The organism is Meiothermus hypogaeus (genome assembly GCF_003574035.1).
In the GTDB taxonomy this organism is placed as follows: Bacteria; Deinococcota; Deinococci; order Deinococcales; family Thermaceae; genus Meiothermus; species Meiothermus hypogaeus.
Genome location: NZ_QWKY01000002.1, coordinates 1 through 12231 on the forward strand (window position 1 = coordinate 1; position 12231 = coordinate 12231).

The 12231-nt window shown below is 60.2% G+C and carries 9 protein-coding genes and 1 pseudogene; 3 read left to right on the top strand and 7 right to left on the bottom strand.

Translation table 11 applies throughout. The features are described 5' to 3' along the window. Positions 1 to 284: 284 nt before the first annotated feature. Positions 285 to 638 (top strand): hypothetical protein, encoded by a 354-nt coding sequence (locus Mhypo_RS00615; RefSeq protein ID WP_119339428.1) that lies wholly within the window; start codon positions 285 to 287, stop codon positions 636 to 638. Here Mhypo_RS00615 and Mhypo_RS00620 read toward each other — a convergent pair. From Mhypo_RS00620 to Mhypo_RS00650, 7 genes and pseudogenes are all read right to left on the bottom strand, one after another. Further along, positions 602 to 1369 (bottom strand): nitrilase-related carbon-nitrogen hydrolase, encoded by a 768-nt coding sequence (locus tag Mhypo_RS00620; RefSeq protein WP_119339429.1) that lies wholly within the window; start codon positions 1367 to 1369, stop codon positions 602 to 604. The genes Mhypo_RS00615 and Mhypo_RS00620 overlap by 37 nt on opposite strands. Next, positions 1366 to 1707 (bottom strand): hypothetical protein, encoded by a 342-nt coding sequence (locus Mhypo_RS00625; RefSeq protein ID WP_119339430.1) that lies wholly within the window; start codon positions 1705 to 1707, stop codon positions 1366 to 1368. Before Mhypo_RS00625 ends, Mhypo_RS00620 begins: the two co-directional genes overlap by 4 nt. Positions 1708 to 1731: 24 nt before the next feature. After that, complete coding sequence (locus Mhypo_RS00630) at positions 1732 to 2043, bottom strand: hypothetical protein (protein WP_119339431.1); 312 nt, start codon at positions 2041 to 2043, stop codon at positions 1732 to 1734. 51 nt (positions 2044 to 2094) lie between these two features. Further along, positions 2095 to 3393, bottom strand: coding sequence for a threonine synthase (gene thrC, locus Mhypo_RS00635; RefSeq protein WP_119339432.1), 1299 nt, complete (start codon positions 3391 to 3393; stop codon positions 2095 to 2097). A gap of 106 nt (positions 3394 to 3499) precedes the next feature. Continuing rightward, positions 3500 to 4516, bottom strand: a complete 1017-nt coding sequence (locus Mhypo_RS00640) for a homoserine dehydrogenase (protein ID WP_119339433.1) — start codon at positions 4514 to 4516, stop codon at positions 3500 to 3502. A 247-nt stretch (positions 4517 to 4763) separates the two neighbouring features. Further along, positions 4764 to 6566: an excinuclease ABC subunit UvrC gene (uvrC, locus tag Mhypo_RS00645; RefSeq protein WP_119339434.1), complete on the bottom strand. Its 1803-nt coding sequence runs from the start codon at positions 6564 to 6566 to the stop codon at positions 4764 to 4766. Positions 6567 to 6747: 181 nt separating this feature from the next. Next, positions 6748 to 7483, bottom strand: a pseudogene (locus tag Mhypo_RS00650) (IS5 family transposase). Positions 7484 to 7767: 284 nt separating this feature from the next. Here Mhypo_RS00650 and Mhypo_RS00655 point away from each other — a divergent pair. Both Mhypo_RS00655 and Mhypo_RS00660 read left to right on the top strand, forming a co-directional pair. Beyond that, the gene (locus Mhypo_RS00655; RefSeq protein WP_240637055.1) at positions 7768 to 9861 is read left to right on the top strand and encodes an EAL domain-containing protein; all 2094 of its coding nucleotides are present in this window, start codon (positions 7768 to 7770) and stop codon (positions 9859 to 9861) included. Positions 9862 to 9866: 5 nt separating this feature from the next. After that, positions 9867 to 12104 carry a diguanylate cyclase domain-containing protein gene (locus Mhypo_RS00660; RefSeq protein WP_119339436.1) on the top strand — a complete coding sequence of 746 codons (2238 nt, stop codon included), beginning with the start codon at positions 9867 to 9869 and terminating at the stop codon, positions 12102 to 12104. The last annotated feature ends 127 nt before the right edge of the window (positions 12105 to 12231 follow it).

Consider the following 12231-nt stretch of genomic DNA (forward strand, 5'->3'; position numbering starts at 1 on the left):
TACCGCCCCTTGGAAGTTATCCGCGTAGCGGAGGGCGATACCGCCCCTTGGAAGGGAGACGCTTTCTTCGCCGACCGACAGTGAAGGGCCATCGGCCCCCGGCTAGCGCCGGTACTCAAGGGAGGGGAGTGCTCTAGGATTCAAAAAGACAGCCTCTGGTGTTTTTGGTTTTGTAAACTGTCTTTTTGAATCCGGTATCAGCCCTGCGGCTTGTAGGCCACAGCGATTGCTTGATGCGGTGGCACTTGGTAAGCCAGATGGGCAATGCCCTAGAATAAGCCGCAATGCTTGATCTTTTCGTTGCCCTGGGTTTGTTTTTCTTGGCATTGACCGTTATACGCCGCTTTGGCTGGGCCTGGGGGGTGGTTGGGGTCTGGCTCAACCTCCTCTGGTTCATTTACCAGAACGAGCTGGGGCAGGGGTGGCTTATTTACATGCGCGGGGTGGGGCTGGCCTTTCTGCTGGCGGCGGGCTACCGGCAGTATGGGCTGGCCTGGGCCCTGCTGCCCTGGCCGCTGTTGCTGGCGGGGCGTTTCGAGATGCAGATGCTCTGGCCCTACTTCCCGGCCTGGGGCGAGGGCTTGATGCTGGGGGCTTTGGTTTACTTGCTGACGGGGCTTTTCAAAAGGCCTGCGTAAAGCTCTGGGCGGCGCTGGGGAAACACCGGAAACTCCTGGCGTAGCCGGGCTGGGTAGCTGGGGTCAAGCGCCACCACGCCCACCCCCTCGGCTTCGAGTCGCAGCATCTCCATACCCATGGGGTCAATGGCCAGGCTGGCGGCACCAAAGGGGTCTTCGGCGTGGTTAACAGCAATCAGATAAGCCTGATTCTCAGCGGCTCGAGCCTTGCAAAAGAGTTCCCAGGCGTAGCTGCGGCTCATGGGCCAGGCCGAAGGAATCAAGAATAGATCGACCCCTTCCACAGCATAGGCGCGGAAGAGTTCGGGAAAGCGCAGGTCGAAGCAGATGGCAATGCCAGCCTTAAAGCCCTTGAGCCCCAGGTGTACCAGGTCTTGCCCGGGGGTCATGTGAGCGGGTTCGTTGAAAGCGGGGATGAGGTGGGTTTTGGTGTAGGTGGCCCGCAGGCCCTCGGGCCCGATCACCTGCGCCCGGTTGGCGTAGCGATCTTGATGGGGCTCGAGAACCCCTGCCACCACTGTGAGGCCGGACTGTTTGCAAAACTGGGCAAGCGCAGACAGCACGCCGGGGGTTTTGTGGGCTTCCTCGTAGCGGTATACGCTGGGAAAAAGCTCCGGTAGCACTGCGATCTCGGCGCCTTGCCGGTGGGCTTGCTCGAGCAGGGCCAGAGCGGCCTCGAGGGTGGCTTCGGGGGTTTCGCGGGTGGCCAGGTGAACCAGGGCTACGTTCATGCTTTTCCTCCCAGGCGGTAAGCCAGATAGGGCAGGCCCAATCCCAGGGCGCTGCCCAGCAATGCCGCCTCGAGCTGCCCCCCTGCGCCCAGCACCAGCCCCACGAGTTGTGCGAGCACCAATGCTGCCAGCACGTAGATATAAAGCGGAATGACAAAGGGTTTGTCGCTGCCATACTGCACCAGCCCGGCCCCTACCAGGGTGGTGACCGAAAGCGTGGAGCCAAAGGGGCTGGGCTGAATAAAGAAGAACCAGATGAAGCCCGCAATACCGGCATAAATGAGGGTGCGGGCCAGCCGGTCCGGCGCCAGCGAACGCCTGAAAAATGCCCCCAGCATACGCCAAACCTGCTTCAAATAGCCTCAGGCTTTGACAAAGCGCCAGACCACCAGGCTGGAAAGAATCAGCCCGAGGCCGCCCCAGGCAACCTGGGGTTCACTGCCAGCAAAGCCCAAGAGCGTGGCCAGTACCCCCGCGCTCAAAAAGCCCAGGGCATACTTGGGGTTGACCGTCAGGCCCAGCAACAGCGCCACCGAGAAACCCGAAATAGCCGGCGGTAAACCGGCCCCCACCGCCACCACAACGATCAGGAGAACCAGGGTAATAACCAGACCAACGAAGTAAGCACCCGGAAAGGGTTCCTTGCTCTGTTTTTCTTTTGCTTTGTCTGCCATGTTCGATACCTTACCTTAAGCTTACTGTTTTTTAGCAGAAGGGCGCTCTTTCTACAGTAAGTGGGCCTTGAGGGCGGACAGGGTAGCGCCGATGGTTTGTACGCGGGTGGGGCGGCTATACAGGATTTCCAGAGCCTCCTCCCTGGGAGGTTCTTGGCCTAGGGCCCGCAAGACCACGTCCGGGAACTTGGCCGGATGGGCACAGGCCAGGCTGATGAGGGGGGTGGGGTCGCCGGTTTCCCGGCGGTAACGCGCCTGGGCCTCCAGGCCAACGGCGGTGTGCGGACAGGCGGTATAGCCGTAGTGATGGTGGGTTTCTTTCATGCGCTCGAGCGTAGATTCGTTGGAGACGGTGGTTCCCCAAATCCACGAACGCAGCCGCTCACTCCCCAAAAGCGTGTACAGGCGCTCGAAGTTGCTGGGCGAGCCCACGTCCATGGCGTTGGATAGGGTGGCGATGGTGGGGTGGAACTGATAGGCCTCAACTTTGCCCTGCAGGAAGTCGGGGAAGAAGTGGTTGTCGTTGTGGGCAGCGATAAACCTGTGCACCGGTTGGCCCATCAGGGCGGCCAGCACGCCGGCCATAAGGTTGCCTAGATTGCCGCTGGGAACACAAAAGTTGACGGCTTCCGATTGCAGGCGGCTGTGCAGCTGTTTGGCGGCCCACAGATAGTAAAGGGCTTGCGGCAACAGCCGCCCGATGTTGATGGAGTTGGCGCTGCTCAGGGGCAGGTGCGAAAGCTTGGGGTCTACGAAAGCTTCCTTGACCATGCGCTGGCAGTCGTCGAAGGTGCCCTCCACGGCAAAGCTGCGCACGCCCGGGCGCTCGGTGATGAGCTGGCGTTCCTGCACCTCGCTCACCTTGCCTTTGGGGTAGAGCAGCACCACCTCGATGTTGTCCTGGCCTGCAAAGCCGTCGGCTACTGCGCTGCCGGTGTCGCCGGAGGTGGCCACCAAAATAATGCGACGCTCGCCCCGCTTGCGCAGAAAATACTGCATCAGGCGGGCCATGGTGCGGGCGCCAAAATCCTTAAAGGAAAGGGTGGGGCCATGGAAGAGCTCGAGCACATATAAATCGTCCGAGAGCTTCACCAGCGGGCAGGGAAAATTCAGGGCATCTTGCACGATGGGCTCGAGGTCGGTCAGGGGTATTTCATCCTTCAGCCATTCCCTCAGAACCGCCACCCCCACCCCGGCAATGGAGTTGGCCCGCTGCCACAGGTCTGGGCCGAGCTTGGGAATCTGATCGGGTACGTACAGGCCGCCGTCCGGAGCCAGCCCTTTGAGCAGGGCCTCCTCGAAGCGCACCAGGTTTTTGTGGGGGTCGCGGGTGCTGTAGTAGCGAATCATAGAGCGGAACTCATCATAACGGGTGCGTTGCGGGGCTCAGGTCGCAGGTCTCAGGACGGCTGACCTGTGTGCTTTCGGCCCTTTGTCGCATCTTCCCCAATATGACTCAAACTTCCTGTAGCTGCTCCACTTCCTGCGTGGGAACCGGAACGGCGGCAGGAATGGGCAGGTGTCCGGGCGTACCCAACAAGGCCCGGTACAAATCACCCAGGACAGCGCTCGCCGTCACACCCCCACCGGCTCCGGCGCCCGCAAACACCAACTGTCCCACCGGGTCGCCCCGGTAAACCAGGGCGTTGCGTCCGCTGCCCATGGTGACCAGCGGGTGCGACTCAGGCAGGCGCACCGGACGCACCGCCGCCACCCACTCGCCCTTTTCGGGGAAGAGGCTGGCCACCAGCTTGATGGCGTAGCCCTCGGCGCGGGCTTGCTGGAGCATCTGGGGGGTGAGGTGCTGAATGCCCCTGGTGCGGCTCAAAACCTTGTCCCAGCGCAGGTCGGGGTCTACTGTAAGCCGCCCCAGCACGGTAATTTTGTGCGCCGAGTCGATCCCACCCACGTCCAGGTTGGGGTCGGCCTCGAGGTAGCCCAGGTTGCTGGCTTCCTGGAAGGCTTCGTCGTAGGTCGCGCCCTCCTCCATGCGCCGGATCAGGTAGCTACAGGTGCCGTTCACAATGCCGTGCATCTCCAGGGTCTGGTTGCCCCACAGGCTTTGCAGGGCCCCCAGGATGGGCGTTCCGGCCATTACGCTGGCCTCGTAGTAGAGGCTGCCCTCCTCGGCGTAGGGACGCAACTCGTCCCAGCGCTCGGCCAGCAGGGCTTTGTTGGCCGTTACCACCAGCAGGCCCTCCTCCAGCGCCTGCAACACCAGGTCTGCGGCTACGGTGGTGCCACCTGCTACCTCTACCAGCACGTCCACGTCGTCCAGAAAGCCCTCCGGGTTATCGGTCAGCAGCCGGCTGGGAATGCCGGGCCGACTTTTGCGGGTATCACGCACCAGCACCCGGGCCAGTTCGACCCCGAGCCCCAGGGCCTCAAAGCGAGCCCGGTGCAAAGGCAACAGCTCGGCCAAAGCGCTTCCCACGGTTCCGCCCCCCATCAGGGCTATGCGCAAGCTTTCCATAGGCGTAAGACTACCGTGCCCTAGAGCGGAATGCCAGTCTGCAGGCTTGCATCATCTGGCTAAAGGCCTGGGCCACAGTCCCCTCTCCCGGCCACACCGGGTTGCCAGGAGAAGTGTCCTATTCGGCAAAATGAGCGCCAAGCCAGCCAGAGTTGCCTCGAGCCTCTTCCAAGAGGGGCAGAGGGAAAGGGGAAAACGATAAAAGCCTGCCGTAGACCTTGGACTATAGACGATGGACTTTACTTATTCAAGCCCTAGACCCCTCGGAAGGGATGCCGGCCCCCAGGGCTTTTAGCACCGCTTGGGCGCTGCGCTTGTCGAGGCCTGGCAGCCTGGCCAGCTCGTCCACACTCATGTCCCGCAGCTCTTCCAGGGTAGAGAAGTGGTTCAAGAGGGCCATCTTGCGGGCCGGGCCAATGCCCGGAATATCGTCGAAGATGCTCTTGAGGGTTTTTTGGTTGCGGAGTTTGCGGTGGAACTCGAGGCCGTTGCGGTGGGTTTCGTCGCGCAGGTAGATCAGGATTTGCAAGGCGGGATGGCTTAACGGAAGCCCAATGGTATGGCCATCGGGCAGAACCAGGGTCTCCTCGCGCTTGGCCAACCCTACCAGCGGAATATCGAGCCCGGCCTGCTTCAGGCCCTTTTGAGCTGCCCGCACCTGGCCCAGCCCGCCGTCAATCAGGATCAGGTCGGGGATGGGCATTTGCTCCGCCAGGCTGCCCGTGAAGCGCCGGAGGATGGTTTGCTCCATGGAGAAAAAGTCGTCGGGCTGTCCTTGCAGACCCTTAATTTTAATGCGGCGGTACTCGGCTTTTTTGGGGCGCCCCCCCTCGAATACGGTGATGGAGCCCACCACGCTCTCGCCCAGCAGGTTGGAAATATCGTAGCCCTCGATGCGGTAGGGGCGGCGTGAAAGCCCCAAGACCTCCATTAGCCCCTTGAGGCCGGGGTGGTCGCCTTTGCGCTCGAGCACCTTAAGCTCGGTGTGCAGAGCGGTCTCCGCGTTCTTCTGGGCGAGTTCAATCAGGCGGGTTTTGTCGCCGCGCTGGGGGATGCGAACTTCTACCTTGCGCCCTTTGCTGCTCAGAAAGGTCGAGAAAGCATCCTGGGCTTCCAGCTCGAAGGGCAGCAGCACCAGAGGGGGTAGCGGGGTGGCCTCGAGGTAGTAGTCGCGCAAAAAGGCTTCCAGCAATTCGGCATCGCTGGCCTCCTTGACCCCCTCTACAAAGCGGCTGATGCGCCCTAGCATCTGTCCCCCACGCATCTGGTAGTGCTGAATGAGGGCGTAGTCGCCCGCCCGGGCAAAACCTAAAAAATCCAGGTCACCCAGCTCGGGGTCGTAGGCTTGCTGGCTGGTGCCAAAAAAGCTTCGCACTGCAGTGATCTGGTCGCGTATCTCTGCCGCCCGCTCGAAGTCCTGGTGCTGGGCTGCCGCCCGCATCTGCTGCTCGAGGCTTTCGTAAAGGGCCTCTACCTTGCCGTCCAGCAGGTTTTCAACTTGCTGTACCACCACCCGGTACTGCTCAGGGTCGGCCTTGCCCACACAGGGGGCCAGGCAGCGTCCCATGGAGTGGTTGAGGCAGGGGTAGCGCCTTTTTTTGAAGGGGAAGCCGGAATTCTGACGCAGTGGGAAAAAGCGGTCGACCAGGCGTTTGATGCGCCGCACCGCCGAAGCCTCGGGGAAAGGCCCCCAGTAGCGGGCCCCGTCGTTTTGCACCCGCCGCACCACCATCAGCATGGGCCATTCTTCCCGGGTTAGCTTCAGGAAGGGGTAGTGCTTGTCGTCCTTCATCAGGACGTTGTAATGGGGGCGGTGGTGCTTGATGAGGTTGGCCTCGAGCAAAAGTGCTTCCACCTCGTCGCGCAGCACGATGAAATCGAGGTGGGTGGCTTCCTGTGAAACCCGCAGGCTTTTGCCCTCGCTGTGAAAATAGCTGGTCACCCGGGCCTTGAGGTTTTTGGCCTTGCCCACGTAGATGACGCTTTCGCCAGCTTTCCAGAGGTAGACCCCTGGCGTCTCGGGCAAAGGGGGAAGGTCTTCCAGCCGCATGTAAACCTTATCCTAGTACACGCCTGCGGGCTTTGTGTAACTTGTTTCTAACCTTGGGGGGTCTGCCGAATCGCTTTTTGTGTTTTTGCACGGTTTTGGGGCCGGACCTCAGTACAGGCGCGCACACTTACAACATTTGCTTGATAGGTTACAGTGTCCGCTCTTTTTTACCTAGAGCCTGCTAAGAAGCCAGACATAAACTATCCAGGACTTTCGGCAAGAGCAGAATGGAGAAGGCCAGCCAGTGGAAGCCCTGAGCGTCTCTGCCAGTCGCTCATAGTCGCGGGCCAGACGACGAAAACGAGCCATCCAGGCAAAACTCCGCTCGATCGCCCAGCGTTTGGGCAGCAGGACGAAACCCTTCTTGGCCTCTTCCAGCTTGACTACGCACAGCTCTATGTCTTCCCCGGCAGCGGCCTGCTCAGCTTTGGATAGCTCGGCAACTTGCGCTCTTTCCTGCTCGTCGGCAGGGGTGACCACCAGCGCCAGCAGGTGCCCCAGGGTGTCCACCGCCATATGCACCTTTCTGCCCTTGCGTCGCTTGGCCCCGTCGTACCCGGCCCGCCTTCCGCTCTCAGGGCCTGATTGCAGCGTACGCCCGTCATAGACCACCGCGCTGGGCTGCTCTTTTCGCCCACCCAACCGTCTCAACATCATCCGCAGGTCATGCACCAGGTCCTCGAAGACCCCCGCTGCATCCAGCGCCGGGCCTGCTCGCTGACGATGTGGGGGGGCGGGAAGTCGTGGGGGAGGTAGTCCCACTGGGCACCAGTTTTCACCAACCAACGTAAGGCGCCCTATACCTCCCGCAGATCGTACTTGTGCTGGGCTGCATCTAAAGGCAGCAGGGTCAGATAGGGCATCACGAAGGCCCACTCCTCATCGCTCACATCGGAGGGGTACGGTCTGCGTTTCATGCTCTAAACATAGCTGTCCCCTTCTTTTCGAATAGGTTCTTGCCAGTCTCTAGAGCCTTATAAGACAGTTTCTGAGTTCACGTAACGGCCCTGCTCCCAAGTCGTGATTAATTCACAAGAGCTGTGACGTAAGGCGAAATACTATACAAAGTGAGGCAGGGGTTTTCGATTATGTCTTCAAAACAAATTATAGGTTATAGGCACACCTAAAGCTTCCGGGAGTGTCGGTCATGTTGGGTCAAAAGCGCCATCTCGAGGATCCCCTTAGCTTAACCCGAGGGTTCATGGTGGTGCGGACCGACCTCGAGGGGCGCTTTACCTATGCCAACCAGGCTTATCTGGACTACATGGGGCTGCGAGCTCTGCCGATAGGCACCAGCGCATTGCAACATGTGGCCAAAGAAGACCAATCGGTGGTGCTGAATACTGTCAAAAGAATCCTCGCAAACCCCCATCAGTCCTACTGGGTAGAGTTTAGCAAGCCGCTCAAGCACGCCTGGAACCGCAGCCGCTGGGAGTTCACGGCCGTTGTAGACGCAGAGGGCAAACCGGTGGGTATTCAGTGCACAGGCTACGACATCAGCGAGGCTTACCGGCAGGCCCGTTTTCAGGAGGCTTCAGCAGAGCTGCTGGCCTCGGGGCTCAAAGAGGCCCTTTCTCCTGCTGAAGTACTCCAACGAACCCTGGAGGTGGCTTTTAGGGTGGTGCCGGTGGCGCAGGCCGGTAGCGCTACCCTCCTCCAACCCGAAGGCCACTTTCGCTTTGTGGCGGCCTGGGGCTATGACCTGGAAGCCTTGCAAAGGGTGGTCTTGTACCCCCAAGAACCCCTCTCGCTCAGCCAGCACATCCAGGCTAAGGTCTTTACCCAGACCGACATCGCCCGCTTCAATAGCCGGCTCGACCCTGAACGCCGGGATCTGCTGGAAGGGCCGGGGCGCGCGAGCGAGATCCAGGCTATGCTGGCCACGCCGGTGGTGGTCAAAGGGGTTCCAAGGGCCTACTTGTACCTCGATCACTTCGAACGCGCCGACGCCTTCGACGAGACCGACGTGCGCCATCTGGAGGGTCTGGCCCACCACGTGGCCTGGCTGCTTTACGGAAACGAACTGCAGGAGGAGGTGCGTCTGGGTCGCTACCGCGACCCCCAGACCGGTCTGGACAACCTCCACAGCCTGAAGGAAGTGCTGGTGGAGTCCCTGACGCCTAAAGCCCTGGTGGCTTTGCACTGCCGCTCGCTGGAGCGTATCCGGCGGCTAGAAGGGGAGGGCGTCTGGGCGGCTGTGGTGCGCTCCATTACAGACCTGCTGAAGTCTGAGCTACGCTCAGATGACCGCCTGGCTTTCGACCGGGATTTGTTCTGGCTGCTACTGGAAGGTGTCGAGACCTCCTCGGAGGTTATGGCGGTACTGGCCAGGCTACAAGCGCAGGCGCAGGCACAGCTTGCTTCCCGCTGGCCACAGCTCGACTTTAATCCGCGGGTGGGTGTGGCCTTAGCCCGCCCGGAGATCGCCCTGCACGAGCTTCCCGAGGCTGCCGAAGCTGCCCTGCAACAAGTGCGGCAACCCGGGGGCATCTCTATTTATGAGCCGTTCCTGAGGCAAAACACCCTCGAGGACGACTGGCTACATCAAGCCCTGGCACTGGCGCTGCGGCCGCTCAAAGCGGGTGGTGGTGCGCCCCTGGATTTTTTCCTTCACTTTCAGCCTATTCGACGTCTGGCTGATGGGCAATTGCAGCACCTCGAGGCCCTCTTGCGCTGGCAGCATCCGGAGCGGGGCCTGATTTCCCCGGGGCGGTTTGTGTCCATCGTGGAAGAGGACGGTTGGATGATTGAACTGGGTGACTGGATACTTGGCGAGGCAGTGGCCCGTGCCGCTCAGTGGGGGCTTCCGGTGGCGGTGAACCTGGCAGGCAGCCAGCTTGAGCCAGCCCTTCCCAACCGCATCGCCCATCATCTGCAACGCCATGGTCTGGCCCCGCAGCAACTTGCCCTCGAGGTAACCGAACAGGTACTGCTCGACGAGGGCCGTCTTGCGGTGCTCCAGGACTTGGCCCGCCGGGGGTATTCCCTCCACCTCGACGACTTCGGCACCGGTTTTTCCTCCCTGGATCAAATCGCCCGCTTACCGCTGGCGGCCATCAAGCTGGATCAGGGGTTTGTAAAAAGCCTGGGCCCCAACCCCTCCCCCGGAACCTCCGAAGCCCGCCTTATGAAGGCGGTGCAGGGCTTGGGAAGCGCCTTGGGACTTGAGATCATCGTCGAGGGCATTGAGACCGAGGCACAGCGTCGGTTCCTTTTGGCAGAAGGTTTCTCGCTGGGGCAGGGCTATCTGCTGGGCCGGCCCGCAGCCACGGTCTTGGAGAGGAGGAAAGCTTGAGCCCGATGCCCAACCGCTTCCTATGGACTCTTTCTTATGGGATGGTTGCCATTGGCGCAGTGTTGGGCGCGCTGATTTTGCATTTTTTGGGTTCTTATCTTTCTTATCAACTTCCTTTCCTCATGATTTTTACAGCCACCACGGCCAGCGTTTATGGCCTGCTTTGGGGGCTTCTGGCCGCTGGAGCATCCGCTTTTCTCCTGGCGCTCACAGGGGGGTTTGAGGCTCTCGATGGTGCATTGCTACTGCTATCTGCAACGATTGCTTATGGGGTGGGAGAAAGCCTTCGCAGGGCCCACCGCCGTGCCAAAGCTTTGCTTCGCAGCCACCAGCTCATTGCGGCGGCCCTGGAGGTTCTTCCTGCACTCGAAAACCGCCGTACCCTCCTGGAAAACCTTCCGCAGCGCCTGAACCATTTAGTGTCGGGCGGTCACGTAAGCGTCTGGTTGCCTCAGGAACAAGCTTTTCTGTTGCTGGCTAGTGCTCCGGCCCTTGGCCTCCACAAGGTTTCGGCCCAGGGTGTGGTAGGACAAGCGTTTCGTGAAGGCAAGCCGGTATGCGTACAGAACGTACGGAAAGAGCCGGCCTTCATTGGCGCCTCGGGCTTTTCCACCCTGGCCGAGCTGGCCCTTCCCCTTTACGAGCGAGGGGAGGTGGTGGCGGTACTCAATCTGGAGAAGATCAAGCCATTTTTACCCGAGGAAATAGAGGGCTTAGTGAGGTTTGCCGAAGCGGTCAGCCTTCAACTAGACCGGCTGAGCGACCTCGAGGTACGTTACCTACTTTCCGACCTCGCGGTGGGGCTGCAAAAAGTACATTCCCTTAAGGAGGCTTCGGAAATGGCCCTCTCGCTGCTGCTGCAAGGCCTCTCCCTCGAGGCCGGGGTGATCTGGGAGGCTCGAGGGGCCCACATGCAAGCTATTGCTTACCAGGGAGTGACCGAAGCCAGCTTATTGGAGGTTTTGCGGGACGGGCTGCCGTACGGGCAGGGCCTGGCCTGGGATGTGTACGCCTCGGGAAAGCCCTTTTTCACACAGCACTACGCAGCAGAGCCCTACGGGGTTCGTGCTTTGCAGGCGCTGGACTGGCGCACTTTTGTGGCCCACCCCGTCCCGACCTCCGGCTCCAATCGAAGCCGCTTTGTCTTGGTTACAGGTACACGCAGCGAAAGAGTCTGGCGCAAAGCAGAGCGGGAGCTACTGCAGCTTTTTTGTCAAACCCTGGGCATTGGGTTTGAGCGTTTGGTAGAGAAATTCCGGCATGAAGTTACTAATAGTCTGCTGCAGGAACTGCTGGAGCAGCCCTCAGAGAACCTCTATCAGCGGGTACTGGAGGAAGCCATCGGCCAGGTGCCAGGCAGCGAAGCGGGAAGCTTGTTGGTACTGGAGCAGGGGCTCTACCGATACAAAGCCGCTGTAGGGTACGACCTCGAGGCATTGCAGGCCACACCTTTTAGCCACACAGACATGCTCAAATGGTACGGTTTGGGGGAGGAGAGTTCATGCCAGGGGGAGCCTCGCATTTTGAGCACAAAAACCAAAGCCATTGCAGAGGTCAGCTACGAAACAGCACCTCAGGAAATTATGGACTCTGCTGGCAAGGTTCAGGAAATTCAGGCCAACCTTTGCCTGCCCATCCCTTATCAAGGCCAGGTGTTGGCCTACCTTAACTTAGATAACCTGCACGACGCCCAGGGTTTCGGGGAGGATAGCCTGCGCGCAGCGCAGTTTTTCGCTTCTCCCTTGGCTACACTGCTGCACGATAGCAGAATCCACCGCCTACTGGAGGAAGCCGCCCTCACCGACTCTCTTACCAAGCTTCCCAACCGACGCGCCTTCGACAAAATTTTGCGGGAAGAACTCGAGCGGGCTGTTCGGCACGGCTATCCGCTTTCCTTAGCAGTGATGGACTTAAAGGGCTTCAAGACCATCAACGACACCCTGGGCCACGCCACCGGGGACCTAGCCCTCATTAAAGTGGCCGAACACCTTGAAGCGGAGCGGCGCTCGGGAGACCACCTGTTCCGCTGGGGCGGCGATGAGTTTGCGGCCATCTTCCCGCATACCAGCAAAAACGAAGCACTCGCGGTCATTGCGCGCTATGCCAAGACCATCGAGTCGATAAGTTTTAACAAACTGCCCTTGCGCGTAGACATCGGGCTTGCCACTTATCCAGAGGATGGCGGAACACCGGACGCGCTTCTAGTTGCGGCGGATAACCGCATGTATAAAGCAAAGGCTTGACAAGGCTTCCTATCGTACCAAATCCACATAAACGCCTTGGCGGGAGAAGGTGGCGAGGGCCGGCTTTTATCATAAAACCATATGAAAGCTTTCTCCATTCCCAGTCTGTTGCCATATCTAGCCCAGA